The organism is Enterobacter sp. 241F3, assembly GCF_034106785.1.
In the GTDB taxonomy this organism is placed as follows: Bacteria; Pseudomonadota; Gammaproteobacteria; order Enterobacterales; family Enterobacteriaceae; genus Enterobacter; species Enterobacter vonholyi.
The window spans coordinates 338202-363606 of record NZ_JAWNDD010000001.1; the positions used below are offsets into that span (position 1 = coordinate 338202).

Annotated in this window: 26 protein-coding genes; 7 read left to right on the plus strand and 19 right to left on the minus strand. The window is 56.4% G+C overall.

What is annotated here, in order from left to right; genetic code table 11:
* Positions 1-282 precede the first annotated feature (282 nt).
* Positions 283-825, plus strand: coding sequence for a cysteine hydrolase family protein (locus UR504_RS01515; RefSeq protein ID WP_274243064.1), 543 nt, complete (start codon positions 283-285; stop codon positions 823-825).
* Between the two features lie 65 nt (positions 826-890).
* Here UR504_RS01515 and UR504_RS01520 read toward each other — a convergent pair whose 3' ends face one another.
* Together UR504_RS01520 and UR504_RS01525 are read right to left on the minus strand one after the other, a co-directional pair.
* Positions 891-1367 (minus strand): WbuC family cupin fold metalloprotein, encoded by a 477-nt coding sequence (locus UR504_RS01520; RefSeq protein WP_274243063.1) that lies wholly within the window; start codon positions 1365-1367, stop codon positions 891-893.
* Positions 1368-1503: 136 nt separating this feature from the next.
* A complete protein-coding gene (locus UR504_RS01525; protein WP_320717839.1) occupies positions 1504-2289 on the minus strand; it encodes a phosphotransferase family protein in 786 nt (261 codons plus the stop codon).
* A gap of 183 nt (positions 2290-2472) precedes the next feature.
* Here UR504_RS01525 and UR504_RS01530 point away from each other — a divergent pair, with 183 nt between their 5' ends.
* Positions 2473-2943 carry a hypothetical protein gene (locus UR504_RS01530; RefSeq protein WP_136194807.1) on the plus strand — a complete coding sequence of 157 codons (471 nt, stop codon included), beginning with the start codon at positions 2473-2475 and terminating at the stop codon, positions 2941-2943.
* 47 nt (positions 2944-2990) lie between these two features.
* Here the strand turns inward: UR504_RS01530 and UR504_RS01535 are convergent, their stop codons facing one another.
* Both UR504_RS01535 and UR504_RS01540 read right to left on the minus strand, forming a co-directional pair.
* A complete protein-coding gene (locus tag UR504_RS01535) occupies positions 2991-3914 on the minus strand; it encodes a LysR substrate-binding domain-containing protein (RefSeq protein ID WP_111964705.1) in 924 nt (307 codons plus the stop codon).
* Between the two features lie 24 nt (positions 3915-3938).
* Positions 3939-4475, minus strand: a complete 537-nt coding sequence (locus UR504_RS01540; RefSeq protein ID WP_320739223.1) for a MarR family transcriptional regulator — start codon at positions 4473-4475, stop codon at positions 3939-3941.
* A gap of 133 nt (positions 4476-4608) precedes the next feature.
* Here UR504_RS01540 and UR504_RS01545 point away from each other — a divergent pair, with 133 nt between their 5' ends.
* From UR504_RS01545 to UR504_RS01555, 3 genes are all read left to right on the plus strand, one after another.
* Positions 4609-5766: an MFS transporter gene (locus UR504_RS01545; protein WP_302234892.1), complete on the plus strand. Its 1158-nt coding sequence runs from the start codon at positions 4609-4611 to the stop codon at positions 5764-5766.
* An 82-nt stretch (positions 5767-5848) separates the two neighbouring features.
* Complete coding sequence (locus UR504_RS01550; RefSeq protein ID WP_271367812.1) at positions 5849-6286, plus strand: VOC family protein; 438 nt, start codon at positions 5849-5851, stop codon at positions 6284-6286.
* 376 nt (positions 6287-6662) lie between these two features.
* Complete coding sequence (locus UR504_RS01555; RefSeq protein WP_302234891.1) at positions 6663-8483, plus strand: ATP-dependent nuclease; 1821 nt, start codon at positions 6663-6665, stop codon at positions 8481-8483.
* Between the two features lie 321 nt (positions 8484-8804).
* Here the strand turns inward: UR504_RS01555 and UR504_RS01560 are convergent, their stop codons facing one another.
* Entirely contained in the window at positions 8805-9287 is a 483-nt protein-coding gene (locus UR504_RS01560; protein WP_274243058.1) for a glutathione peroxidase, read from the minus strand.
* A 137-nt stretch (positions 9288-9424) separates the two neighbouring features.
* Between UR504_RS01560 and UR504_RS01565 the strand changes: the two genes are divergently transcribed.
* Complete coding sequence (locus tag UR504_RS01565) at positions 9425-10666, plus strand: serine hydrolase domain-containing protein (RefSeq protein ID WP_302234889.1); 1242 nt, start codon at positions 9425-9427, stop codon at positions 10664-10666.
* A gap of 10 nt (positions 10667-10676) precedes the next feature.
* Here the strand turns inward: UR504_RS01565 and UR504_RS01570 are convergent, their stop codons facing one another.
* The 14 genes from UR504_RS01570 to paaA form a co-directional block, all read right to left on the minus strand.
* Positions 10677-11426 (minus strand): SDR family oxidoreductase, encoded by a 750-nt coding sequence (locus tag UR504_RS01570; protein ID WP_302234888.1) that lies wholly within the window; start codon positions 11424-11426, stop codon positions 10677-10679.
* Between the two features lie 102 nt (positions 11427-11528).
* Positions 11529-12125 carry a phenylacetic acid degradation protein PaaY gene (gene paaY, locus UR504_RS01575; protein WP_025757959.1) on the minus strand — a complete coding sequence of 199 codons (597 nt, stop codon included), beginning with the start codon at positions 12123-12125 and terminating at the stop codon, positions 11529-11531.
* Positions 12126-12134: 9 nt separating this feature from the next.
* Positions 12135-13070 carry a phenylacetic acid degradation operon negative regulatory protein PaaX gene (gene paaX / locus UR504_RS01580; protein ID WP_320739226.1) on the minus strand — a complete coding sequence of 312 codons (936 nt, stop codon included), beginning with the start codon at positions 13068-13070 and terminating at the stop codon, positions 12135-12137.
* 102 nt (positions 13071-13172) lie between these two features.
* Positions 13173-14489, minus strand: a complete 1317-nt coding sequence (paaK, locus tag UR504_RS01585; protein WP_136194799.1) for a phenylacetate--CoA ligase PaaK — start codon at positions 14487-14489, stop codon at positions 13173-13175.
* 27 nt (positions 14490-14516) lie between these two features.
* The gene (gene pcaF / locus UR504_RS01590) at positions 14517-15722 is read right to left on the minus strand and encodes a 3-oxoadipyl-CoA thiolase (protein ID WP_320739228.1); all 1206 of its coding nucleotides are present in this window, start codon (positions 15720-15722) and stop codon (positions 14517-14519) included.
* The gene (gene paaI, locus UR504_RS01595; RefSeq protein ID WP_115874962.1) at positions 15722-16144 is read right to left on the minus strand and encodes a hydroxyphenylacetyl-CoA thioesterase PaaI; all 423 of its coding nucleotides are present in this window, start codon (positions 16142-16144) and stop codon (positions 15722-15724) included. The genes pcaF and paaI overlap by 1 nt, the downstream gene beginning before the upstream one ends.
* Complete coding sequence (gene paaH / locus UR504_RS01600) at positions 16134-17558, minus strand: 3-hydroxyacyl-CoA dehydrogenase PaaH (RefSeq protein ID WP_320739230.1); 1425 nt, start codon at positions 17556-17558, stop codon at positions 16134-16136. The genes paaI and paaH overlap by 11 nt, the downstream gene beginning before the upstream one ends.
* Before the next feature lies 1 nt (position 17559).
* The gene (paaG, locus tag UR504_RS01605) at positions 17560-18348 is read right to left on the minus strand and encodes a 2-(1,2-epoxy-1,2-dihydrophenyl)acetyl-CoA isomerase PaaG (RefSeq protein WP_320739513.1); all 789 of its coding nucleotides are present in this window, start codon (positions 18346-18348) and stop codon (positions 17560-17562) included.
* Positions 18348-19115 (minus strand): 2,3-dehydroadipyl-CoA hydratase PaaF, encoded by a 768-nt coding sequence (paaF, locus tag UR504_RS01610; RefSeq protein WP_320739232.1) that lies wholly within the window; start codon positions 19113-19115, stop codon positions 18348-18350. The genes paaG and paaF overlap by 1 nt, the downstream gene beginning before the upstream one ends.
* Positions 19112-20182 carry a 1,2-phenylacetyl-CoA epoxidase subunit PaaE gene (paaE, locus tag UR504_RS01615; RefSeq protein WP_274243051.1) on the minus strand — a complete coding sequence of 357 codons (1071 nt, stop codon included), beginning with the start codon at positions 20180-20182 and terminating at the stop codon, positions 19112-19114. The genes paaF and paaE overlap by 4 nt, the downstream gene beginning before the upstream one ends.
* Positions 20183-20189: 7 nt before the next feature.
* Positions 20190-20687, minus strand: a complete 498-nt coding sequence (gene paaD / locus UR504_RS01620) for a 1,2-phenylacetyl-CoA epoxidase subunit PaaD (RefSeq protein WP_274243050.1) — start codon at positions 20685-20687, stop codon at positions 20190-20192.
* 11 nt (positions 20688-20698) lie between these two features.
* Complete coding sequence (paaC, locus tag UR504_RS01625; RefSeq protein WP_320739234.1) at positions 20699-21445, minus strand: 1,2-phenylacetyl-CoA epoxidase subunit PaaC; 747 nt, start codon at positions 21443-21445, stop codon at positions 20699-20701.
* 8 nt (positions 21446-21453) lie between these two features.
* Positions 21454-21741 carry a 1,2-phenylacetyl-CoA epoxidase subunit PaaB gene (gene paaB / locus UR504_RS01630; RefSeq protein WP_003857353.1) on the minus strand — a complete coding sequence of 96 codons (288 nt, stop codon included), beginning with the start codon at positions 21739-21741 and terminating at the stop codon, positions 21454-21456.
* A gap of 12 nt (positions 21742-21753) precedes the next feature.
* Positions 21754-22683, minus strand: coding sequence for a 1,2-phenylacetyl-CoA epoxidase subunit PaaA (gene paaA / locus UR504_RS01635; protein WP_320739235.1), 930 nt, complete (start codon positions 22681-22683; stop codon positions 21754-21756).
* 282 nt (positions 22684-22965) lie between these two features.
* On the opposite strand from paaA, the gene paaZ reads away from it, so the two are divergent.
* Positions 22966-25008: a phenylacetic acid degradation bifunctional protein PaaZ gene (paaZ, locus tag UR504_RS01640; RefSeq protein ID WP_320717823.1), complete on the plus strand. Its 2043-nt coding sequence runs from the start codon at positions 22966-22968 to the stop codon at positions 25006-25008.
* Positions 25009-25405 lie beyond the last annotated feature (397 nt).

Sequence of the window (25405 nt, forward strand, 5' to 3'; positions counted from 1 at the left end):
AAAAAATGTGCAACGCTTACGGCACACCTACTTAAGTTGGTGTGTTGAAGCGCATATTTCACCTGCGCTATAACTGAACGTACTTTTTCGCCAATCGCGAAATAAAAACAAAGGTCACTACATGGTTAAGTCAGTTCAGCCAACAACCACCCTCACCACCACCGGAACCTTCGGCGGTGCGAGCGTATCTGTAGCAAACGACTGACAAACAGAACCTCACTCCCCGCCGACATGGACGGGGAAATCTCTCTCCGTTCACCACCCTCTGAATGGAGAAAGAAAATGGTTTCATCGGACAATGCTCTCTTGATTATCGACATGCAGCAGGGCCTCTTTCGGGGCCCGGTTTCCCCCAGTTCCGCCGATGCCGTTCTGGCCAATATCCGTCTGTTAATCAACAACGCGCGACACGCTCAGGCGCCCGTCTTTTTTGCCCGCCATATTGGACCAGATGATTCACCGCTCTCAGAGAAGGGGCCGTTAACACAGCTCATACCCGAGCTGGACGTCCAGGAGCAGGATGTGGTTTTCACCAAGCGCTATCCCAGCTGTTTTCGGGATACCGAATTGCTGCGAGAACTTATTCAGAGAGGCATCAAACAGCTGGTCATTGCCGGGATGAAAACAGAGTTTTGTGTCGATACGACCTGCCGGGCCGCACCGGAGCTGGGTTTCAGGACGGTATTGATTTCAGATGCGCATACCACAGTGGATAATGACTATTTATCCGCCAGCGATATTATCGCCCATCACAACAGCACTCTGGCAGGCCCGTTTGTGACGCTGTCGACTGCTCGTGACTGGCTTTTTAGTAAGGTGAGTTGACTCAGGTGAGCGCTTATCTCTTTGCCCGGCTCGCCTTTCCGCGCGCCGGGCACATAAGAGAATAATTACAGGGTAAACCCACCGTCACCCACCTGTGCCTGCGCGTACCATTTCATCAGTTTCCCGGTGCCGAGCTCGTTTTCTGCAGGTGACCATGGGGCGGTATCGTGCTCGGGCACGGGCTGATACCCCCCGTGCTTAACCTCAAAAATGACGCCGCCTTTATCCAGCGACAGCACGGCATGCCAGGTACCGGCATCCATCTCCAGCACCTTGCACTCTTCGCCTAATACGACGCGCCGGGTCACGCTACCGCTGTCATCAAAGTTCAACACCAGAAAGCGACCGCTCAGCGCCGTCAGCAGTTCAAAGGTGTGCGGATGGCGATGGGGACGAACATAGGTGCCGGGCTCCATTGCAATGGCCAGGCGCTGCACCGGGTCGCTAAGCTCAGGATGTAAATTGCGATGCGCGCGTAAGCGAGGGGAATTAGCCGCCTGCTCGCTTTGCTGCTGCAGGTCACTGAAAGTAATTTGTTTCATATACACCTTTGTGGATGGGATCAGCGGACGGCAACCCGATTGCCGCAGGACGTTATACCATCCTGAAAAGCCGATGAGCTATGGCGTTTGTGAAACAAAACGCTGCAACGTTTTGGCATGCTCTGTTACAGCGTGCTCAAAGCAGTGTGATGGACTCATCCAGCCAGCCGGGGAGATGTTCTCTGTACCAGCTCAGGTAGCGATGAAAATCACTCTTTTTCCTTTCGTGCAGAAGTAATACGACTTCAGTCACTATCCATGCCTTAGCGAGAGCAATCTCTCTGGCTAACCTGCCTGTGGCCAAATGCGTGGCAAAAACACAGTAGCGCTCGGCAAGCTCTGAAATGCTTTGTTTTGAGCCCATCCCCTTCACCAGCGGAGCAAGGTCAATGGCCGGGCTGCCTGTGCCGAACCTTTCCCAGTCGAAGAGCACCGCATCGCCGTTTTCTCTTCTGCCCCAGTTGCCCGCATTGGTATCACCAGAAATTAAACCTTCCTGACTAAACAAAACGCTGCCCGCCTGCTGAAAACATCGCATCTGCTGCTCGGCGCGGACGGGTAATTCCAAAAGAGATAAGGATTTTTCAAGCGCTGACTCAGACCAGGTATGGCTTTGATAAATCCATCCCGGTTCGGCAGGATAATCGTGAAGGCGGGAAAGTCGTTTCAGTATGTCGTCCCCTGTAACCTCTTCCTGGGAGATCTTATGAGGAACGTATTCGAGCGTCAGGCTGCGTCGATGGGTATCTGCGTGCAACAGTCGAGGGGATTCAATAACGCCACAGAGTGGATCTGCTGCATGTTCATAAAAGCTGTATTCAACATCACTAACAGGGCATTTCTCTATTACCTGGTTGCCATGTTGATCTGCAATCAATTGGACTTTTGCTGCCCCCATTCTGGACAGGTTTTCGCCAGCCATACCATCCTCAGCCACTCGTTTGGTTACAGAACGTAAGTATAGCGTGATGTGTCAACATTCGAGGTTGAGTAAAACTCACATTGATTCCCACTATTTATCGTTTTTAAAAAGTGATTGCCCTGAATACCATCCCCTCATCCCTGGGATAGAAAAAAAATATTACTAAGCTTGTATGGAGCACCTATGACTCTCGATGTTTTATTCCCTGTAATAAATATTATCTCGCCGCGTAAATTTAGCGGCGATGCAAATATGCATGAGTTAATAACATTACTTTCAGCAGAAAAAGAAAGTTCAGAAGCGCTTTCGCCTTTCTTGCATCGACTGCATCTTCTGTCTTTCGCCCAAAGCAATCCGGGTAACGCTGAAGAGTTGCTCTCAGCGCATTTGCCCAAAGAAGATGGTCTCCTTCCGCTGCTTGACTTTGCGGACTGGCCAAGGGTGCATTACGCCGCGTCAGGCGAAGTTCAGACGGCTGAATCTGAGGAGTACTTCCGTGAAATGACATCGGCTGCCAATCTGTTACGCTCTGCGCTGATCGAAGCTGAACGCGCAAAGGGAACGCCTGCGCTTTATATACTGGATAAATTACTCAACCTGAACAGCGCCCTGCCGGATAGATATAAAAAGATGGCAAATATCCCCTACGCATAAATACGTTCAATATGCGGAATATCTCGCAATTCATATTCCGCTATTTATTAAACCCGCTTTTCATTGAAATCAATACAGACGATATCCAAAGAAGGCACCACTGGCGCATTAAGGTTAAGCCAGGCCAGCAACCGTTCAATGCTCTCTCCTCTGAGCGAACTTTTGGGCCAGACAAGATAGTAGCCGTCACCGGTTGCGATGGCTTCCCTGAAGGGCAATGCAAGCAGCCCGCTTTTCAGGGCTTCCAGCGTGAGTCGAAGATCGGCTATAGCAACACCATGTCCGTGCATGGCCGCAAGGCTTCCCTGCTCCAGGGTGTCGAACACGATCCCGCCGCTCATGTCGAGTCCGGGGAATAAGCCCGTCCTTTTAAGCCAGCGTCGCCAGTCTCGTCGGTCCGGTGAGGGGTGGATAAGCTCGCACTGGGCAAGCTGATGCCGCGCAGACTCCAGCAAAGACGGGGTACAAACCGGAATAAGCCATTCACTGAAGAGCAGCCTGCTTTCTGTCGACTCGCCGAAATAGCCATTACCGAGGAGGATCGCGCAATCGTAAGGTTCCCGGCTGAAGTCAACCGTGTCGAAGTCCATCCAGACGCTGGCAATTTCGATTTTCGGCTTCGCATGGTTCTCGCGAAAGGATTTAAGCACATTCAGAAGCCATCGCATCGTCAGGGAGCTTGGTGCTTTGAGTCGCAGAAGGTGGTTTTCACTTTTAAATGCGCGACAGGCCCACTCAATATTCGAGAAACTTTCGCTAAGCTGACCGGCCAGAATACGCCCGGCGTCGCTGACCTCCACTCTCGGCCCCTGTCGTTTAAACAGCTCGCAGTCGAACCACATTTCTAGCGTCTGGACATGCCTGCTGACCGCACCCGGCGTGATATTCAGGACTTCAGCCGCTTTGCTGAAGGAGTTCAGCCGTGCGGCAACTTCAAACGCGCGCAGCGCATACAGTGGCGGTAAAGACATACGTTCCCTTTCTGTAAGGTGTAATCATGCAGTTTTTGTATTATCGGCACTCAGTGACTTGTCGCCCAATTCCTCAGATGGGAACGTCAGCAGCAATTCCCTCAGCAGGGACTCTAGCTGCGCGCGCTGCGCGTCCGACAAGTTGCTCAGTAGCGCATTCTGCGTTTCCGTGTGCACGACCAGCGCCTGTTCGATAAGAGCCTGCCCGTGCGGCGTCAGGCTGACGAGCGAGCGGCGCTTGTCATCGGGATCGGCAATCCGCCTGATAAGCCCTTGTTGTTCAAGACGGTTGAGCCGGTTCGTTATCGCCCCTGAGGTGATCAACAGCGATGTATACAGCTGCGTGGGCGAAAGGCAGTACGGCTCCCCGGCGCGACGCAGCGTGGCGAGGACGTCAAACTCGCCCTCGCGAAAGCCAAACTGCGCCATCGCCTCCGCCCATTCTTTTCCAAGATGCTTCATCAGCCGGAGCATTCGGCCAAAAATTTTCATCGACGAGGCGTCCAGCTCCGGCATGGCGCGGCCCCACTGGCCGACGACGAAATCTACATGGTCTTTCATTTTCACCTCTAATGGGGTGGGTATTTATCCTGTTGTGCGGTACATCTTACGCAAAAACACATTTTATCTTAACGTTAAGATAAATGCTCGCGGCGATTTGCCCGGGCCATTCACAACCGAAAAGGATCTCCTGTTGAAACGCACATCGCCATTACTCTTCGCCGTTATCGCTTTTATCGTCGGGCTGAACCTGCGCCCCATTCTGGCCTCGGTCGGACCACTTTTCTCCGTGCTGCAGCGCGAAGCGGGACTGACCGCTACGCAATTTAGCCTGCTGACCACCCTGCCGGTGGCGATGATGGGACTCGCCGCCCTGTGTGGTCCCTGGCTTTTGGCCACAGTCGGCGCCGTACGGGGAACTATGTTCGGGCTGTTCATCCTTCTTGCGGCCTGTTTATTACGCGGGTTTAGCGCCTCACAGGAGAGTCTTATGGGCACCGCGTTACTCGGCGGGGCCAGCATAGGCACTATCCAGGCGTTAATGCCCGCCCTGATAAAAAAGGAGTATACGCAAACGGCCAGCACGATTATGTCGCTATTCAGCACGGGCATTATGGCCGGAGCTGCAGTCGCCGCCGCCAGCGCCGAGCCGCTGTTTTCATGGCTCACGCTCAAGCCCGCACTGGCTATGGCAGGGCTGTTAGCGCTGCTGGCGTTGATAATGTGGTTAACTCTGGTTAAGCATCCTCAGGGGGAAAAACCAGCACGCGAAACCGTTACGCTCTCGTCCTCCCGTACGGCACTACTGTTGTTCTTTTTCGGCGTGGGAACGGGAGCCTATACGCTGGTACTGGCCTGGCTGCCCCCGCTCTATATTCAGGCGGGATGGACCGCACGCAGCAGCGGCTACATGCTGGCCTGGCTGACGTTAACCGAGGTTGTTGCAGGGTTTGTCGTCTCCGCGCTGATTGGTAAATTCCCCGATCGCCGCGTGCCGCTGATCGCCGTATTGTTGCTGCTGCTGGCGGGACTCCTGTGCCTGGTCTTTTCGCCGGGTACAACGCCCGTCTTATCCACGCTGCTGCTTGGCACCGGGATCGGCGCCCTCTTCCCGCTGTCGCTTATCGTCACGTTCGATCATGCGCGAACGCCCGCGCAGGCCGGGAAGTTACTGTCTAAAGTTCAGGGAGGTGGATATATGATTGCCGCGCTTATGCCGTTAATTGCGGGGATCGTTCGCGACAGTTCGGTCTCGCTGACCAGCGCATGGTTGATCATGAGTGCGGGAGTCGTGCTGCTGATCGTCATCGCGCTGAATTTTAAACCCGTCGTGGACGTTCAGGCACGGTGAATGCGATACCAAAATTGAGAGTCGTATTTCAGCCGATCGTGAGATAATTTCAGGGTGAATTTCACCTCATTCAGGAGTGGATATGTTGCAGACGTTACCGGGTATTGATGTCTTGTTCGTCGCCGGGTTCGGGCCCATATCGCGGGATACGGAGTCCAGCGCCGCGTTTTATGTCCAGACACTCGGCCTTCCGCTGAGGCGGATGGAGGGGAACAGCGAATATCTGCTCACTGAAGAGGGCCAGCTGGAAGGCGTGAAGCATTTTGCCGTCTGGCCGCTCGCACAGGCGGCTGCGTCCTGTTTTGGAGAAGAACTGTGGCCCACGGAGCACCCGATACCGCAGGGATGGATTGAGTACGAAGTACAGGATCTGGACTCGGCTACCCGCGTTCTGAGCGAAAAAGGCTATCGGTTGCTGGTGGCTAACCGTATAGAGCCGTGGGGGCAAACCGTCACTCGCCTGCTCAGCCCGGAAGGTTTGCTTACCGGGCTGACGATTACGCCGTGGCTGCGGGGGTAATGGGTTTTATCCTGGCGCGATGCAGACTTGGATGAGGATAATGTCTGCTTTGAGCGAAGAGCGGACATGCGTAAGCATGGGCTATGTATGAAAGTTAATCACGAAGTAACTAAACTCTGTTATTGCGGTGATGAAGTCGAATGTGATTGAAAGCATTCGGTGCCGAAAACTCGCGAGCTAGGTATTGGGCTGAGAGTACCTATAAGGGTATAGCTTATTCTACATGACACTAGAAATCGAATTCGTAGCATCTTGTACAATAATTGCAGCATTTAATAAAATCGCACACACATCACATTTTTAAGCGTTCCCCGAGCATCGATTCAAAGAATATGTTAATGAGATAACTCCCTTTTTATCTAAACACAGCTAAAATATGAAACTAATTCGCATTGATATTCAAAACTTTAGAGGCATATCTTCTGCTTCAATCAATCTTGAGAATTTTACAACTTTAATTGGTTCAAATAACATTGGAAAATCGACAATACTTAAAGCAATTAAAATTCTTGTTGATACGACCAACCCCACCTCTGAAGATTGGCCATTCCGTACAGCAAGTAATGATGAGATGATCATCACCGGTACGTTTTATGATATTCAAGACTCTGAAAGATCGAAGCCCGCAATATCTAATTTAATTCATGATGGTGAATTAAAAATTCGAGTCAGGACCAAATGGGATTATGATAATGAATGTATGGGCGTTCCTTCTTATGAAGCTTATTATAATAAAGAAAGCATAGAAGATTTCACGACATCAATCGTTGCAGCAAGATCTATTCCATGGCTTTTTGATATTATTAGCGAACTTAATTGCAATAACAGCAAAGCCTACAAAGAAATGCAAAATGATGTTATTGGCATAATTAAAGAACGATACCCTGAAAAAGTCACATCTGATTTGTGTTGGACGTCAGATGGTATTAATTTTAAAAATAGCTTACAACAAGCATTACCACACGTTCTATACATCCCTGCATGCTTTAAAATTGAGGATGATCTTAAATCTCAAAAAGGTACTCCGTTTGGGTTTTTATTTTCAAATAGAGTATACCCTGTTTTACAGGCTGATTCATCATTCGAACAATATACATCCTCACTTGACCAGCTACATAAAAAAATGAAAGGTGAATTGGATGGCGAACTTATCGAAGGACTTCAGGAGTTAATGGAATCAATTACTGATTCTCTTAACCAAGTTATGGATCTGAAATCCAAAGTAAAATTGAGCCTCACTGATATAGATATTAATGCTGCATTGATGAAAGCAGCGACGTTAGTTATTGAAGATAAATTAGAAACTCAACTTGAGTATCAGGGAAGTGGGGTTCAAAGGGCTCTGGCATATGCACTTTTAGAATCTAATGCATTGTTCGAAGTGACTGAATCTCAAAGGTCTACTATAATTTTATACGAAGAGCCAGAGTTATACATCCATCCGCATTTAATGAGATTATTAAGAGATAAACTTAGAGATAAATCTTCAAATTCCTCTTATCAAGTTATCGTCAGTACTCATTCACCTTTTTTAATTGATATCGCTGAAAATCCATCTTCCCTAAAACTCATAAAAGATAATAATGAGGGAAAAAGGACGGTACATGAAATTGATGATTCAATTTTTCATGTAGGTGAAGAATATGATGAAAGGGAAATGCTTAGAGCAGCATTAGATTTTCACCCGACTGTATGTGAAGCATTTTTTGCCAAGCGAGTTGTTGTTGTGGAAGGTGACACCGAAGTTGCCATACTTAGATTTTCATCTGAGTTATGCGACAAATTAGGGATAAGTAAGGATTTAATTAAAGATACAACCATAGTCTCCGCAGGAGGAAAGTGGACGATACTAGCTATAGCAAGAATTTTATCCAAACTGAGTATACCTTTCAAAGTTGTCCATGACACCGACCGCAAAGGAATGACAGAAGAGCAAATTGCAAATATTTCTGCTATTAATGCTTTCCGAGCAAATGACAAAATTAGAGATATCGTTGGTGATGCTAATGTATTTCGTGTAAATGACACATTTGAACATCTGCTATGGGACCCTGTGATTGATGGCAATGCTCCATCTGAAGGTGGAAAACCCTTCAATGCATGGAAAAGGGTTCGCTCTTATATTGATGGTTCTATTGCTTTAAACCCAATCTGCGAGGGTAAACTACGATCTGTTCTTCAATTTATTTACGAATAATGGTCGATACAGTTATCGCATGCCGGTATTTTTACCGGCATGCACTGTAGCAATATTCTCAGTACTCGAAAGTTTGTTTTATCTGAGCACTTAAGCAGCATGATGAGAATGGATAGTTTTATGAGCAGGTGTAAGTATCTCAGCAAAAAGAGCCATCAACTTTTAGAGAGTCTCTGGAACTCCAACTTCCGCTGCTGGCACAAAGCAGTCATAAGGAAAGGCAGTAAGATCTTCCACAATCGAGGGGCGTCCGTTGCCAGCTTCCATATAATTCATTTTCGTTAGCACTGGATTTGTGGAATGCTCCAGTCACCACAGCACCTAACTCCGCAAAGCCTCAACAATCGCCCCCTCCATTTTCTCTGGGGTAGTCATCGGAGCAAAGCGCTTCAGTGGTTTACCGTCGCGTCCGATAAGAAACTTAGTAAAGTTCCACTTAATTCGCTCACCCAGCACGCCGGGTAATTCGTTTTTCAGATAACGAAACAGCGGATGCGCTGCGCTACCGTTAACCTCAACCTTCTCGAACATCGGGAAACTCACGCCGTAGTTGATGTAACAGGTTTTCGAGATTTCGTCGGCGCCGCCGGGTTCCTGTTTACCGAACTGGTTGCAGGGGAAGCCCAGCACCACTAACCCCCGATCGGCGTACTTCTTGTACAGCGCTTCAAGACCAGCATATTGCGGCGTGAAGCCACACTGGCTGGCGGTATTCACGACCAAAACCACCTTTCCGGCATAGTCGGCCATAGAGGTAAGCTGTCCATCCAGACGGGTGGCAGTAAGTTGATAAAAGCGAGTCATACAAAAATCCCTCAAAGCTGGCCGAAAAGTCACGGTGACCATCCACAGGGCCGTCACCGTGTAGAAAGTTTACATTCAAGCAGGCTATTTGTGATACATTCCTGGCGCGCCAATGACCACCACACTCGCTATCAGGTATGCAGAACATAACAAAAAAATTTCGCTGGCTTCTGCTTACTCTCCCACTCCTCAGCGGTTGTGGCACGCTTTCACAAATGTCCTCCCCGGAAGGTACTCAGGAACTTCTCACCCATGATTCGCTGGATGGCGACGTTGACAGCGTGGTGCGTCACTACATGGCGCAAAAATCCGTTCCGGGAATGACGGTCGCGGTCATTCATAATCACGGCTCACCGCAGTTTTACACCTGGGGCGTAACCGATGCGGTCAATCGTTATCCGGTCAGGCCCGACACCCTGTTTGCACTCGGCTCGCTCAGCAAAGGGATCACGGCGGAAGTGGTGGCTTGTCTGGTCAATGAAGGGCAACTGAACTGGAACGATAGCCTGGCAACATTATTACCGCCAGGTACCCCGCTTAGCGCGGATGCACAAAAAATCACCCTGCTTGAACTGGTAACCCACACCTCCGGCCTGCCGCGTCAGAATATGGATGTTCCGATGCTTGGAAAATTCATCAGCTATTTAAGCACGGGCGATAATTTCTACGGCGAGTTGGATAGCGATAACGTGCTGCGTTACCTCGCCGAATGGCAAGCGCCAAAGAATAAAGTGCCGCAATACTCCAATACCGGCTACGCGCTGATCGGCTATATCCTGAAACACAAAACAGGCGAAGATATCCAGAGTTTAGCCTCGCGCTATATTTTCCATCCGCTGCAAATGGCTAACAGCAGCTTTACGCCACAGCAGCTAAAAGGATACCCGCAGCGCGCCCTCGGCCACGCGGGCGATCAGCCGAAATTCATCCCGCGCGGACAGCTCACGCCGGACTGGCATTTTTCCAACAACATGGTGGCGGCAGCGAGCTTATACAGCAACGCCGAAGATCTGGCGGCCTATGCGCGCTATCACGTATCGACGACCCACAATCCCTTGCTGGACAGCGTCTTTGCCGAAGTCAGAAATACCGATATTCAACGTCCCGACGGGGTACAGGGTATTGCCTGGACCACCGACTTTATCGGTCTGGAAAAAATCACCTATCAGGTCGGCTATATCGGCGGCTACTCCAGCTTTATCGGTTATGACAAAGAAAAAGGCAATGCGGTGGTGGTGCTGCAAAATACCTTTAACTGGAGTAATTACATTGGCATCGCGCTGTTGATGGATATGGCGAAAAAAGACAGCCTTATTATCTCTGGCAACCGTTTAGCAAATAATGGGATGCCTGAACGCGTTTATCAGCAATTACGGTGAGTGCCCGCCGTCAGATTAAGGCCTGATGCGCCAGATCTTCACGAGTCGGCCCCTGAAAGTAGATGGTACTAATATGGCAACTTCGAGGCTGAGTCAGCACAAAACGCATCGTTTCCCAGATGGACCGTCCATTCACCAGACGCTCCCCCATTCTTGTTTGACGATCGACATGTGCATCGAAACCGGTCAGTTCAAAATCAGGCGGATATAACCCGGTTACCCGAATATTTTCTTTGGATAAGTGTGCTGACAGTTTCGTTAGAAAGCCGCTTAGCCCGTGTTTACTGGCAAAAAAAGCGGGATGGGCAATGGAATCTGTAAAGTTCGGAATACCGCATGCGGATATAATCGCAATGATGTCTGCGCCGTCTGAGCGTCGCAATCCTGAAAGCAGAGCCTGGGTGAGCAGGATTGAACCTGTCAGGCCTGAACTGACGGTATTGACGATTTCAGAGCTCGATTGTTCGTCTATTGTTCCTGACAGCCACTGAGCAGCATTCAGTATTAAAATATCGATTGGCCTGTCTGAATGTAAGACTTGCGAAGAGAACTGAGAAACGGATTCCGGCTGGGCTAAATCACAGAGATACCCTCTTGCCATACCCCCTTCAGCCGCGATGAGGGCGCAAGTTTTTTCTATATCCTCCTCGCGACGGGCGCTAAAATCAACGTCAACGCCCTCTCGCGCCAGCCAGACGCAAAGCGCCTGACCAAATCCCCCGCCGCCGCCCGTGATAACAGCGCGTTTTCCTCTCAGCATAACTCTGCGTCCTTTATCGTGATGAGTCTGTGTCGGAGGATTTATAGCATGATGAGGCGGGGTCACATCTTCCCGTTAGTGCCCTGGCGCAGACTTCCCGTCCTACACCGCCGACTTCGGCCTTAAATTCTCATCAAACGTCAGCCGCTTCCGTTCAGGCTCAACTTCGCGCAGCGGTTCAACCTGATGCATCGTCAGCTTGCAGCGCTCAACCAGCACCTGGTATTCCCGCGTGCCCTGCTGCTTCCAGGCGAGCTCCTGCTCGCTCAGCTCGCGAATCGCTTTGGCCGGGCTGCCGATAATCAAATGGTTGGCGGGCATCTCCGCTTTCGCCTTCACGAACGCAGCCGCGCCGACGATGCTGTTTTCACCAATGACCGCCCCGTCCATCACCACCGCGTTCATGCCCACCAGCGCATTGCGGCGGATCACGCAGCCGTGAAGAATGGCGCTGTGGCCGATATGCCCGTCCTCTTCCACCACCGTGTCCTGCTCCGGGAAGCCGTGCATCACGCAATTATCCTGAATGTTCGCCCCGTCTTTCACCACGATACGGCCAAAATCACCGCGCAGGCTGGCGTTAGGACCAACATAAACGCCTTTGCCCAGAATCACGTCGCCAATCAGCACCGCCGTTGGGTGAACGTAGCTCTCGTCAGGTACCACCGGCGTCAGGCCGTCAATTTGATAAACAGGCATCTTCCCTCCTTATGCGCTTGTGAGACCACCAAAGCGCTGATAGTAGAGCGTGCCGGGCACGGGCAGTTCGCCGACGGAGGTTTCGCCCTTCTCGCTGACAAACTCCAGCGCTCCCGGCGCGACACGCTGATAGATATTTATGCAGAGCTGTCGGGCGCTTTGCCCCGCCCAGTGCGCGGGCAGTAACTCTTCCGGCAGCAGCGGATCCTTCAGCACCACGCGACGATAAAAGTGAATCAGCAGCAGCTGGATCTGGAAGCAGCGTTCCGGCGTCAGCTCCTCGGACGCGGCCTCTTTCATCAGCGGCAGCAGCGGACGGAACGAATTGATAAAGGACTCGTACATCGCGTTTTGCTCGGTTAACTGCCAGCACTCTTCCACGCGTGAACGCAGCGCGGCGCGGGAGAGCGCCAGCGGCGAGTGGGCTTCAAAGAAAATCACGTTTTCCGCCACCCCAGCATCGTGAAGCAGGGACTGCACGTCCGCAAGATGCTGCGACGGCGAGGCCATCAGGCTTGGCGCCAGCGTGCCAAACCCCTGCCAGATCAGCTGCTTTTTGACGTCGGCAAGGGTGGTTTTGTCCAGCCCTTCTGAGAGCAGCAATAGCCATTTTCCGTCCCAGGCGGGCAGTTCCGCGCGGTAGATCTTATTCTCCGCGCGACGCGTCAGGCGCAGCCCCTTATCGCTCAGGCGGTAAAAGCTACGACGCCCGATGCGCGAGACGTCCAGCCAGCCCTCTTTGTTGAGGCGAAACAGCGCGGTACGCACGAACCGTTCGCCAAACCCCATGCCTTCCAGTAAGGCAGCCAGGCTGCCGAGCCAAATCTCACCGCCGCGATGGGAAAGCGCGTCACCGTATAACGAGGAGATAAGCGAGGTCCCGCTGACGGGAACGGAGCTGACCGCGTGCTGGATAAAGGCGTCGAGTTTATTCATGTGATTCATTCTGTTGTTATTTTTGTCCTGGATGAATCATAGCATAGGATTCTGGGATAGCCCTTCACCCTAACCCCCTCCCTTTGGAAGAGGGCCGGGGTGAGAGGAAACTTAACCGTTGGCCGCCGCTTTACGCAAATCAAACACCCGGCAGGCTTTTCCCTCCGAGCGCGGGATGCTGCCGCAGTTCACGATCGTCACGTCGGTGGAAATCCCCACCATCGACTTAATGCGGTGGCGCAGCTGGTGGCACACCTGACAACGCTGCTCGTGGGTCAGCGTGAGGCTGCTCTCTTTTAGCTCCACCTTCACGGAAAGTGAATCAAGATGTCCGCGACGGTTCACCTCCAGCTGGTAGTGCGGCGAAAGATGTTCGAACTTCACGATCTCCTCTTCCAGCTGCGACGGGAAGACGTTGACGCCGCGGATGATCAGCATATCGTCGCTGCGGCCGCTGATCCGGTCCATACGGCGCATGCTGCGCGCGGTGGCCGGGAGCAGGCGCGTCAGGTCGCGGGTGCGGTAGCGGATCACCGGCAGCGCCTCTTTGGTCAGCGTGGTGAACAGCAGCTCGCCCTGCTGGCCGTCATCCAGCGGCGTGCCGTCGTTCGGGTTGACGATCTCAGGGTAGAAATGATCTTCCCAGATGGTCGGGCCGTCGACGGTTTCGATACACTCCATCGCCACGCCCGGCCCCATCACTTCGGAAAGGCCATAGATGTCCAGCGCCGTAATGCCCAAGCGTTTTTCAATTTCGCGGCGCATGGCCTGCGTCCACGGCTCGGCGCCGAAGACGCCCACGCGCAGGGAACAGCCGCTGGCATCGCCGCCCATCTGGCGCTCCAGCTCCTCAATCAGGTTGAGGCAGTAGGATGGTGTCACCATGATCATGTCCGGCTGGAAATCACGGATCAGCTGCGCCTGTTTCTCCGTCTGGCCGCCGGACATCGGGATCACCGTCGCGCCTAAACGCTCGGCCCCGTAGTGCGCCCCCAGCCCGCCGGTAAACAGGCCGTAGCCATACGCCACGTGAATTTTGTCCTTCGCGCTGCCGCCCGCCGCGCGCAGGGAGCGGGCCACCAGATTGGCCCAGTTATCGATGTCGCCCTGCGTATAGCCGACAACGGTCGGTTTGCCGGTGGTGCCGGAAGACGCGTGAATGCGCACCACCTGCTCCATCGGCACGGCAAAGGTATCGAACGGATAGTTATCCCGCAGGTCCTGCTTGGTGGTGCACGGGAATTTGCGGATATCCGCCAGCTCTTTGAAATCGTCAGGGTGAACGCCCGCGGCGTCAAACTTGCGTTTGTACATCGGCACGTTGTTGTAGGCGTGATGCAGCGTCCATTTCAGACGCTCTGTCTGCAGCGCCTGTAACTCGTCAAGGGAGGCCGTTTCAATCGGATCAAGCTTTGTTGTATTTGTCATTGTAGGGTACTCACATTGTTTTTATGCTCAAACACGCTCAAGGATCATGGCAATGCCCTGACCCACACCGATGCACATCGTACACAGCGCGTAGCGCCCGCCGCGTCGGTGCAGTTCATTACTCGCGGCCAGCACCAGCCTGGCGCCGCTCATGCCCAGCGGGTGGCCCAGCGCAATCGCGCCACCGTTCGGGTTAACGTGCGCGGCATCATCCGGCAGGCCCAACTGACGCAGCACGCCCAGCGCCTGCGCGGCGAAAGCTTCGTTAAGCTCGATGACGTCCATATCGTTAATGCTGAGTCCGGCGCGCTCCAGCACCCTGCGGGTGGCCGGCACCGGGCCGAGCCCCATCAGACGTGGCTCCACGCCTGCCGTCGCCATCGCCACGATCCGCGTGCGCGGAACTAACCCCTGCGCCAGCGCCATCTTCTCGCTGGCGACGATCAGCGCCGCAGCGCCGTCGTTGACCCCGGAGGCATTCCCCGCCGTGACCACCCCGTTCTTACGGAACGGCGTTTTCAGCCCGGCAAGCTGTTCAAGCGTGGTGTCCGCCCGCGGATGTTCATCCACGCTGAACGCTGTGACCGCCCCTTTTTTACCCGGCACCTGCACCGGCACGATCTCCTGCGCCAGAATGCCGTTCTGCTGTGCCAGCGCGGTACGCTGCTGGCTGCGCAGGGCGAACGCGTCCTGATCGGCACGGCTGATATTTAACAATTCAGCTACATTCTCTGCCGTTTCCGGCATACTGTCAGTTCCGAATTGCTGATGCATGAGCGGATTCACAAATCGCCAGCCGATGGTGGTATCAAAGATCTCCGCCTGACGCTGAAACGCGGCGGTGGCTTTGCCCATCACGAACGGCGCGCGGGACATCGACTCCACGCCGCCCGCGATCAGCAGGTCGCCGTCGCCCGCCTTAATGGTGCGGGCGGCAAAACCAATCGCGTCCAGCCCGGAACCGCACAGGCGGTTAATGGTGGTCCCGGACACCGTCTCCGGCAGCCCGGCCAGCAGCGACGACATGCGCGCTACGTTGCGGTTATCTTCCCCCGCCTGGTTGGCGCAGCCGAAAATCACGTCGTCGATCCGCTCCAGGTCGAGCTGCGGGTAGCGGGCCAGCAGCGCGCGCAGCGGAGCGGCACCCAGATCGTCGGTTCGGACTGCGGAAAGCGCGCCGCCGTAGCGACCCACCGGGGTTCGAACGCCATCACAAATAAATGCGTCACGCATCAGGCTTCTCCTGTCACGCTGCCGCCGATGCGGTGAGATTTTCCGCGAAAAAGGGCGACTGTTTTCTGTTGTTGGTTCTGGATTTCAATGTCGTACACGCCGGTCAGCTTGCCCTGATGCTTCACCCGCGCGGTGGCGGTGAGCGTGTCCCCGGCGAAGCCCGGACGCAGAAAATCAATCGAGCAGCCGGAAGCCACCGCCGCCAGCCCCTGGCTGTTGCAGGCGTAGGCAAAAGCGGTGTCAGCCAGCGAAAACAGCTGGCCGCCGTGGCAGGTTTTGTGGCCGTTCAGCATCTGCGGGGTGATGGTCATGGTGACCACCGCGTAGCCCTCGTCCATCTCGACAATGTCCATCCCCATCGCCTGAGCGCAGGCGTCCCGTTCGAACATGGTGCGGGCGTTATGCCAGGCGTTATGACTCATAGCTACTCTCCAGAAGCGCGCGCTGGCGCAGCAGTGAACAGGGGCGATAGCGCTCTTCGCCGTAATGGCGCTGCAGGTTCTCCAGCAGCGTCAGCAGGCGCTGCCAGCCCAGGCGCTCGCCCCAGGCGATCGGCCCGCTCGGGTAGTTCACGCCCAGGCGCATGGCCGTGTCGATATCCTTCTCGCTGGCGACCCCTTTTTGCAGGGCATCCAGCGCTTCGTTGGCAATCATCGCCAGCGTTCGCCAGATCAGCAGGCCGGGATAATCGGCAATTCGCACCACCCGGTGTCCCTGCTGTTGCAGGTAGCGGATGGCTTTTTGCGTTGCGGTATGCGGGTTGCTGACCGCGGCGGCAATGACCGCCACGTCACGCTCGATGCGGTCTACCACCACTACCGGGCCGTTAAGCCGCAGCGCCAGCGCCTGCGCGGTCTCTCCCTGCGTTTCAATCAGGTACACATCATCAATTTCTGTGACACCGTCACGTCTTTTTTCCACGCGCATCGGGCTATAGCTGTCGTTCACCGACTCAACCCACTGCACGTCAGGTTTGTCGCCCTGCCAGTCGTACACGCCCTTCCCGCTTTTCTTGCCCAGCCTTCCAGCCAGCACCAGTTCCTGCTGAACCAGCGAAGGCAGAAAACGACGCTCCTGCCAGAAGGCGTTAAATACCGAGCAGGTCACCGCAAAATTAACGTCCTGACCAATCATGTCGGTCAGTTCCAGCGGCCCCATCGGGAAGCCGCCGCCTTCGCGCAGGGCGGCATCAATCACCTCCGGCGACGCGACCTGCTCTTCCAGCGCGCGCCAGGCTTCAGAATAAAACGGACGGGCGACGCGGTTGACGATGAACCCCGGCGTTGACTGGCAGCGAACGGGCTGTTTGCCCCAGTTCAGCGCCAGCTCGCACAGCGCGTTGGCCACTTCCGGGGAGGTCGCCAGCCCGCTGACCACCTCCACCAGCTTCATTACCGGCGCCGGGTTAAAGAAATGCAGCCCTGCGACGCGCTCCGGGTGGTGGACGTCCGCCGCAATCGCCGTGACGGAGATGGAGGAGGTATTGCTGGTCAGCACCGTCTGCGGCGGGCAGATCTCAGCCAGCTGGGCAAACAGCGTCTTTTTCACCTCCAGCCGCTCGGAGGCCGCTTCAATCACCAGATCGGCCGCGGAGAGCGCGTCGATCTCCGTGACGGGAACAAGCCGGGCAAGGGTCTGGCTCACGGCATCGGCGGAGAGTTTTCCGCGCGTCACACGGGAGGCCAGACGCTGGCGGATCCCGTCGATGGCGCGTGATATCGCATCGCTGGAAATGTCATAGAGCAGCACCTGATGCCCGTGGCTGGACGCCACTTCGGCAATCCCGGCACCCATCGTGCCGCTGCCGATCACGGCGACCGTACGTATGTTCAGCATCTTATTTCCCCGTAAAGTTCGGCGCGCGCTTCGCGAGGAAGGCGCTGACGCCCTCGCGGTAGTCGTCGCTGCGCCCGGCCAGGCGCTGATAGTCGCGCTCGAGATCGAGCTGAGCGTCCAGAGTATTGGTTTCCGCGGCGTTGATCGCCTGCTTGATCAGCCCCAGGCCGAAGGTCGGCTGCGACGCAAAATGCAGGGCCATCTGCTGTGCCGTGGTGGAGAGCTGCTCGTCATCCACCACCTGCCAGATCATGCCCCACGCCTGCGCCTGTTCGGCGCTGAGTTTGTCCCCGAGCAGCGCCAGCCCCATGGCGCGGGCGCGTCCGGCCACGCGCGGCAGCAGCCAGGTGCCGCCGCAGTCCGGCACCAGGCCGAGCTTGCTGAAGGCCATCACGAAGCTGGCGGAACGCGCCGCAATCACCATGTCGCACCCGAGCGCCAGCGTAGCGCCCGCGCCCGCCGCCACGCCGTTAACGGCACAGATGACGGGCTTCGGCAGCTTTGCCAGGCGGCGCACCAGCGGGTTGTAGAAGGTTTCAACCGACATGCCCAGATCCGGCGCCGGGCCGTTAGGGTCGACGTTGCGGTCGTTGAGGTCCTGACCGGCGCAAAAGCCGCGTCCTGCCCCGGTGAGCAGCAGGCAGCGGATAGTGTCATCGCGCTCGGCCTGTTTCAGACACTCGGCCAGCTGCTGGTGCATCACGTCGTTAAAGCTGTTCAGACGCTCCGGACGGTTCAGCGTAATGGTCATCACGCCCTGTTCTACATGACTGAGAATAAATTCCACAATTAGCGTCCTTTAAAGTCGGGAGTGCGTTTTTGTAGGAAGGCGTTGATGCCTTCCCGGCGGTCTTCGGTGGCAGAAAGCAGCGTAAACAGCTGGCGCTCCTGGGCCAGACCGGACTGAAGCGGCACCTCCTGAGACTGGCGCAGCGCCTGTTTGGCTGCCTGTAAAGCCAGCGGCGAGTGGCGCCCCATCAGGGCCGCCTGCTTCAGGGCATACTCCAGCGTCAGCGCTGCCGGGAAAACATCGCTCACCAGCCCGGCGCTCAGCGCCTGCTCGGCGGAAATGCTCTCGCCGGTCAGCACCATTTTGCTGGCCAGCGATTTCCCGACGCTGCGGATAAGACGCTGGGTGCCGCCCGCGCCGGGCATGATGCCGAGCGTGATTTCCGGCAGGCCGAAACGGGCGTTGTCACCGGCAATCACCACGTCGCACAGCAGCGCCAGCTCGCAGCCTGCGCCCAGCGCGAAGCCGTTCACGGCGGCGATCAGCGGTTTACTGAACGTATTGATGCGTGACCACAGCTGCGGGCGAATATCGTTTAGCGTTGCGGGCAGGTCTTTCTCCGCCATTTCGTTGAGATCGGCCCCGGCGGCAAAGCAGCGCTCGCTGCCGTAAATCACGCAGACGGAAATCTCGGCATCCACGGCGGCGGCCTCAAGCTGTTCCGCAAGCTGGGTCAACAGCGCATTATTCAGAGCGTTGCGCGCCGCCGGACGGTTTAGCGTCAGCTGCAGCACGCGGCCATTACGGGTAACAATCAGTTCGCTCATGCCATCCCCTTCGCGTCGAAGTCGACGATCACGTCGGCGGTTAACGGCAGCGACTGGCAGCTGAGCACATACCCGGCCGCCAGCTCGTCCGGCTCCAGACTGTAGTTGGTTGCCATGTCCACCTTCCCGCGCAGCACTTTGCATTTACAGGTGGCGCAGACGCCGCCCTTACAGGCATAAGGCAGATCCGCCCCCTGACGCAGGGCGGCATCGAGAATGCTTTCGTCGTCCGCCGTCAGGGTGATTTCACGGTCGCGCCCGTCCTGGCGAACGGTCACTTTTTGTCCATCCGCCTGCACGTGCGCCGCGCGCTTAACGGTGATACCGGAGGTGTTAAAGCGCTCAAGGTGAATGGATTTGTCCGGCATCCCCAGCGCCTTCAGCGTGGCTTCCGCGTCGTCCATCATTGCGGACGGGCCGCAGATAAACGCCTCGTCGTACTGGCGGAAGTTGATCAGGGTTTTCGCCAGCGCCTGCAGCTTTTCCCCGTCGATGCGGCCATACAGCAGGTCGCTGTCCAGCCGCTCCTGGCTGAAGATGGAGACCAGCTGCAGGCGCTGCGGGTATTTGTCCTTCAGGTCCGCCAGCGCCTGGCGGAACATCATGCTCTGGCTGCTGCGGTTGCCGTAGATCAGGGTGAAATGGCTGTTCGGTTCGGTCTCAAGCGTCGCGGAGATAATCGCCAGCATCGGAGTGATCCCGGAGCCTGCCGCAATTGCCAGATAGTGGCCTTCGCGTTCGGCCCGCGGCTGGTAGCCAAACTGCCCCTGAGGAACCATTACCTCCAGCGCCATGCCCGCTTTGATCTCATCCCGGGCATAGCGGGAAAAGCGCCCGCCTTCAATCGCCTTGACCGCCACGCTGATTTCGCCCGGGGCGGTACTCCGGCAGATGGAGTAGCAGCGGCGCAGCTCGTCACCGCCAAGCTTCGTTTTTAACGTCAGGTGCTGGCCTGGGCGGAAGCGGTAGGCCTCCTGCAGCGCCTGCGGCACCGCAAAGGTGATGGTTACCGCGTCGCGGGTTTCGGGTTCCACTTTTGCCACTGTTAATGAATGAAACGTTGTCATGGCAGCCTCAAATGCATTTGAAATAGTCGAAGGGCTCACGGCAGGAATTGCAGCGGTAGAGCGCTTTGCAGGCCGTCGAACCAAATTCACTGATAAGCGCGGTGTCTGTGCTGGCGCAGCGCGGGCAGCTCACCTCGGCTGGGACGTGTGCGTGACAGCTATGCCCCACCGGCGGACTGATGCCGTACGCCCGCAGGCGCTCGCGCGCGTCGGCGGTCATCCAGTCTGTGGTCCACGCAGGTTCAAGCTGGAGCACAATGTGCACGGGAGTGAAGCCGCGTTTAGTCATCGCCTCACGGATCGCCCCCAGCAGATGTTCCGTTGCCGGGCAGCCCGAGTAGGTGGGCGTGAAGCCGATGACCCAGCCTTCCCCCTGCGCCTTCACGCTGCGCACCATGCCTAAATCGGTGATGGTTAACACCGGCACTTCCGGATCGGGGATCTGGCCTAACAGCGCCCAGATCTGCGGGATTTGCGCGGGCGCGATGTCGACGAGGCGTTGCATAGCGTTCTCCTTTACCACTGCTGACCGGGATACGCGCGCTGGAGATACTGCATTTCCGCCAGCATCGGGCCCAGATGTTCGGTATGCAGCCCCCTCTTACCCCCGGTGCGGTACGCCACCTCTGCGGGAACCTGCAGGCAGGCTTCATTCAGACCGGCAAAGACTTCGCTTTCCCACGGCTGGCGCAGGACGCGCGGGTCAACCGCCACGCCGGCATCAATCAATTCCAGCTCAACGTCATCCGCCTCAAACAGCTCCGCCGTAAAACGCCACAGGCTATCGATGGCCTGCTGCATTTTTTGCGCGGACGTTTCGGTCCCGTCGCCCAGACGCACCAGCCAGCCGCGGCTGAAGCGCAGGTGGTAGCGCGCCTCTTTAATTGCCTTGGCGGCAATGGCGGCAAGCTGGCCGTCGCGGCTATGGGTCAGGCGTTCGTACAGCGCCACGTTCCAGGCATCCATCAGGTACTGGCGGGCAATGGTGTCGGCGAAGCTGCCGTTCGGCTGCTCCACCAGCAGCACGTTGCGGAACTGGCGCTCGTCTCGGCCAAACGCCAGCATGTCTTCATCGCCCTGGCCTTCCAGCTCCGCGGCATAGGTCAGGAAATTGCGCGCCTTCCCCAGCAGGTCGAGACCGATATTGGCGAGCGCGAGGTCGATTTCCAGCTCCGGCGCGTGGCCGCACCAGGCGCCGAGACGCTGGGAAAGCACCAGACCGTTGTCGCCCAGACGCAGGGCATAGGCAGTCACTGAATTCATTCTTTGCCTCACATATGCTCGATGCCGTCGGGGATGGTGTAGAACGTCGGATGGCGGTAAACCTTGCTTTCTGCCGGGTCGAAGAACTCGCCGCTCTCTTCCGGCTGGGAGGCGACAATCTCGCTCGCCTTAACCACCCAGATAGAACAGCCTTCACTGCGGCGGGTGTAGGCATCACGCGCATTTTCCAGCGCCATGCGATCGTCGGCGGCATGCAGACTGCCAACGTGACGGTGGGATAACCCCTGTTTGCTGCGTACGAACACTTCGTACAGCGGCCAGTAGACATTGCTCATGGTTGTTTCCTCTTACGCGGCCTGACGGGCGCGCTGTTTTTCGGCGTGCGCCAGCGCGGCTTCCCGCACCCACGCGCCCTCTTCCCAGGCTTTACGTTTCGCGGCCAGACGTTCGTGGTTGCAGATGCCGCGCCCGTTAATGACCTCGTCAAACTCCTGCCAGTCGATCTCGCCGAAGCGATAATGACCGCTCTTTTCATCAAAACGCAGGTCGGGATCGGGCACCGTCATGCCCAGCATTTCCACCTGCGGCACCGTGTTGTCGACAAAACGCTGGCGCAGCTCGTCGTTGCCGAAGCGTTTGATTTTCCACGCCAGGCTGCGGGCGCTGTTCGGCGAATTGTCGTCGTTCGGCCCGAACATCATCAGCGCCGGCCACCAGAAGCGGTTGATGGCATCCTGGAGCATCTGGCGCTGGGCCTCGCTGCCCTGCGCCAGCACCATGCAGGCCTCAAAGCCCTGACGCTGGTGGAAGCTCTCTTCTTTACAGATTTTCACCATCGCGCGGGCATACGGACCATAGGAAGTGCGGCACAGCGCCACCTGGTTGACGATGGCCGCGCCGTCCACCAGCCAGCCGATCACGCCGATATCGGCCCAGCTCAGGGTCGGATAGTTGAAGATGGAGGAGTATTTCATCTTGCCGTCGAGCATCTTCTGGTAGATGTCTTCCCGCGCGCAGCCCAGCGTTTCCGCCGCGCTGTAGAGGTAAAGCCCGTGTCCGGCTTCGTCCTGCACCTTCGCCAGCAGGATCGCTTTTCGGCGCAGCGTCGGGGCGCGGGCGATCCAGTTCCCTTCCGGCAGCATGCCGACAATTTCGGAGTGCGCATGCTGGCCAATCTGACGGATCAACGTCTTACGGTAGGCGTCAGGCATCCAGTCCTGAGGCTCAATCGCCGTCTCCTGCGCTATGCGCTGCTCAAACCGTTGTTCTTGCGTCACGTCATCACCTTTATGATTCGTTAGTTTGCAAATTAAAGCGTAATGTTGAATCACTTTTTTTAAAAGTTACACAAAGGTTAAATATAACCCCAAGAATTGTTTCCTGATTCTGTGACGTTGCTCGCAAGCCTTTTGCTGAAAGCCTTGATAAACGGGCCTTTGTATTCTGAAATTCATCCAGCCAGATCACATCATTAACAATTCATTAAAAACGCCGCTTGATTTTTATGATTCATGATTAAACTATTAATGAGCAAATCACGTAACATTTGGAGATAAGCGATGCAGCAGTTAGCCAGCTTCTTGTCCGGTTCCTGGCAGTCTGGCCGGGGCCGCGAACGCACTATTCATCACGCCATCAGTGGCGAAGCGCTGTGGAGCGTGACCAGCGAAGGGCTGGATATGGCGGCCGCCCGCCGCTATGCGATTGATCGCGGCGGCGAAGCGCTTCACGAGATGACCTTTATCGAACGTGCGGCCATGCTGAAGGCGGTGGCAAAGCACCTGCTTAGCGAAAAAGAGACGTTTTATGCCCTGTCCGCACAGACCGGGGCGACTAAAGCAGACAGCTGGGTGGACATTGAAGGCGGGATCGGCACCCTTTTCACTTACGCCAGCCTGGGCAGCCGCGAGCTGCCGGATGACACCGTGTGGCCGGAAGACGAGTTAATCCCGCTGTCGAAAGAAGGCGGCTTTGCGGCGCGCCACGTCCTGACCTCAAAATCCGGGGTGGCGGTGCACATCAACGCCTTTAACTTCCCCTGCTGGGGGATGCTGGAAAAGCTGGCGCCGACCTGGCTTGCCGGCATGCCCGCCATCATCAAACCCGCCACCGCCACCGCGCAGGTGACGCAGGCGATGGTGAAATCCATCGTCGACAGCGGGCTGGTGCCGGACGGTGCCATCAGCCTGATCTGCGGCGGCGCGGGCGATCTGCTCGACCAGCTCGACAGCCAGGACGTGGTGACCTTTACAGGCTCCGCCAGCACCGGGCAAAGCCTTCGCGTGCACCCGAATATTGTGGCGAATGCCATTCCGTTCACCATGGAGGCCGACTCCCTGAACTGCTGCGTGCTGGGGGAAGACGTCACCCCTGAGCAGCCGGAATTTGCCCTGTTCATCCGGGAAGTGGTCCGCGAGATGACCGCCAAAGCCGGGCAGAAATGTACGGCCATTCGCCGCATTATCGTCCCGCAGAGCCAGATTGACGCCGTGAGCCAGGCGCTGATTGCCCGGCTGGAAAAGGTGTTGGTGGGCGACCCGACGCAGGAAGGGGTAAAGATGGGTGCGCTGGTCAACGCCGAACAGCGTGCGGACGTGCAGGAGAAAGTGGATCACCTGATCGCCGCAGGCTGCCAGGTCCGCCTGGGTGGCAAAGCGGATTTGCAGGCCGCGGGCGCGTTCTTCCCGCCGACGCTGCTGTTCTGCCCGCAGCCGGATGAAACTCCGGCAGTGCACTCAACCGAAGCCTTTGGCCCGGTTGCGACGCTGATGCCGTATCGCAATGCACAGCACGCAATGCAGCTTGCCCGCGCGGGCGGCGGCAGTCTGGCGGGCACGCTGGTCACCGCAGACCTGGACATTGCCCGCCAGTTTATTCTCGGCGCGGCGCGCGCCCACGGGCGTATTCAGATCCTCAACGAGGAAGCCTCGAAAGAGTCCACCGGCCACGGCTCCCCGCTTCCTCAGCTGGTGCACGGCGGCCCGGGTCGCGCGGGCGGCGGCGAAGAGCTGGGCGGCCTGCGTGCGGTGAAGCACTACCTGCAGCGCACCGCGATTCAGGGCAGTCCGACCATGCTGGCCGCCATCGGCAAGCAGTGGGTGCGTGGCGCAACGGTGCAGGAAGATCGCGTGCATCCGTTCCGCAAATACTTTGAGGAGCTACAGCCGGGCGACAGCCTGCTGACGCCGCGCCGTACCCTCACGGAAGCGGACATCGTGAACTTTGCCTGCCTGAGCGGCGATCACTTCTACGCCCATATGGACAAGATCGGCGCGGCAGAGTCGATCTTTGGCGAGCGCGTGGTGCACGGCTACTTCCTGATCTCCGCCGCGGCGGGACTGTTCGTTGATGCGGGCGTCGGGCCGGTGATTGCCAACTACGGCATGGAAAACCTGCGCTTTATCGAGCCGGTCAAACCGGGCGATACCATTCAGGTGCGTCTGACCTGCAAGCGCAAAACGCTGAAGAAACAGCGCACCGCCGAGGAAAAACCGACCGGCGTGGTGGAATGGGCGGTTGAGATCTTCAACCAGCACCAGCAGGCCGTGGCGCTTTACTCCATTCTGACGCTGGTGGCGCGCCAGCAGGGAGATTTCAGCTAACGCCCCTCACCCTGACCCTCTCCCCAAAGGGGGAGGAATCCCTGTAATTTTTTTAACCAGAAGCGATAAATTGCTTCAGGAAAATTAATGGCTTACAGCGATACCCTGGTCCGGCTGTAAATCGCCGAAGCGTTTCCGTAAGGCCGGGGCGAGGCGCAGGGATGCGCCGAGAGGGCGTGGCCTGCAGGGATGCAGGCTCATGCCCGACCCGATAGCCTGAAGGAATAAGCTGAGGGCACCGCGAAGCGGCGATTTACCGCCGGGAGCCCGGGTCGCCAGGGCGGCGGCGATTGAGCCGCCCTGGCACGTTCACTGGTCATGTCGTGACAGAGTAGCAAGGAACATGAAGTGAACGGAATGACCACTACAGCCGTATGTTCCCCCTCACCCCAGCCCT

Excerpts from the sequence above, each read along its gene's own strand:
- paaD (WP_274243050.1), bottom strand. The coding sequence starts at position 20,687 with ATGCAACGCCTCGTCGACATCGCGCCCGCGCAAATCCCGCAGATCTGG.
- UR504_RS01515 (WP_274243064.1), top strand. The coding sequence starts at position 283 with ATGGTTTCATCGGACAATGCTCTCTTGATTATCGACATGCAGCAGGGC.
- UR504_RS01555 (WP_302234891.1), top strand. The coding sequence starts at position 6,663 with ATGAAACTAATTCGCATTGATATTCAAAACTTTAGAGGCATATCTTCT.
- UR504_RS01550 (WP_271367812.1), top strand. The coding sequence starts at position 5,849 with ATGTTGCAGACGTTACCGGGTATTGATGTCTTGTTCGTCGCCGGGTTC.
- paaK (WP_136194799.1), bottom strand. The coding sequence starts at position 14,489 with ATGACAAATACAACAAAGCTTGATCCGATTGAAACGGCCTCCCTTGAC.
- UR504_RS01530 (WP_136194807.1), top strand. The coding sequence starts at position 2,473 with ATGACTCTCGATGTTTTATTCCCTGTAATAAATATTATCTCGCCGCGT.
- paaX (WP_320739226.1), bottom strand. The coding sequence starts at position 13,070 with ATGAATCACATGAATAAACTCGACGCCTTTATCCAGCACGCGGTCAGC.
- paaZ (WP_320717823.1), top strand. The coding sequence starts at position 22,966 with ATGCAGCAGTTAGCCAGCTTCTTGTCCGGTTCCTGGCAGTCTGGCCGG.
- pcaF (WP_320739228.1), bottom strand. The coding sequence starts at position 15,722 with ATGCGTGACGCATTTATTTGTGATGGCGTTCGAACCCCGGTGGGTCGC.
- UR504_RS01570 (WP_302234888.1), bottom strand. The coding sequence starts at position 11,426 with ATGCTGAGAGGAAAACGCGCTGTTATCACGGGCGGCGGCGGGGGATTT.
- paaB (WP_003857353.1), bottom strand. The coding sequence starts at position 21,741 with ATGAGCAATGTCTACTGGCCGCTGTACGAAGTGTTCGTACGCAGCAAA.
- UR504_RS01535 (WP_111964705.1), bottom strand. The coding sequence starts at position 3,914 with ATGTCTTTACCGCCACTGTATGCGCTGCGCGCGTTTGAAGTTGCCGCA.
- UR504_RS01565 (WP_302234889.1), top strand. The coding sequence starts at position 9,425 with ATGCAGAACATAACAAAAAAATTTCGCTGGCTTCTGCTTACTCTCCCA.
- paaH (WP_320739230.1), bottom strand. The coding sequence starts at position 17,558 with ATGCTGAACATACGTACGGTCGCCGTGATCGGCAGCGGCACGATGGGT.
- UR504_RS01525 (WP_320717839.1), bottom strand. The coding sequence starts at position 2,289 with ATGGCTGGCGAAAACCTGTCCAGAATGGGGGCAGCAAAAGTCCAATTG.
- paaE (WP_274243051.1), bottom strand. The coding sequence starts at position 20,182 with ATGACAACGTTTCATTCATTAACAGTGGCAAAAGTGGAACCCGAAACC.
- UR504_RS01540 (WP_320739223.1), bottom strand. The coding sequence starts at position 4,475 with ATGAAAGACCATGTAGATTTCGTCGTCGGCCAGTGGGGCCGCGCCATG.
- UR504_RS01520 (WP_274243063.1), bottom strand. The coding sequence starts at position 1,367 with ATGAAACAAATTACTTTCAGTGACCTGCAGCAGCAAAGCGAGCAGGCG.
- paaC (WP_320739234.1), bottom strand. The coding sequence starts at position 21,445 with ATGAATTCAGTGACTGCCTATGCCCTGCGTCTGGGCGACAACGGTCTG.
- UR504_RS01560 (WP_274243058.1), bottom strand. The coding sequence starts at position 9,287 with ATGACTCGCTTTTATCAACTTACTGCCACCCGTCTGGATGGACAGCTT.
- paaF (WP_320739232.1), bottom strand. The coding sequence starts at position 19,115 with ATGAGCGAACTGATTGTTACCCGTAATGGCCGCGTGCTGCAGCTGACG.
- paaY (WP_025757959.1), bottom strand. The coding sequence starts at position 12,125 with ATGCCTGTTTATCAAATTGACGGCCTGACGCCGGTGGTACCTGACGAG.
- paaI (WP_115874962.1), bottom strand. The coding sequence starts at position 16,144 with ATGAGTCATAACGCCTGGCATAACGCCCGCACCATGTTCGAACGGGAC.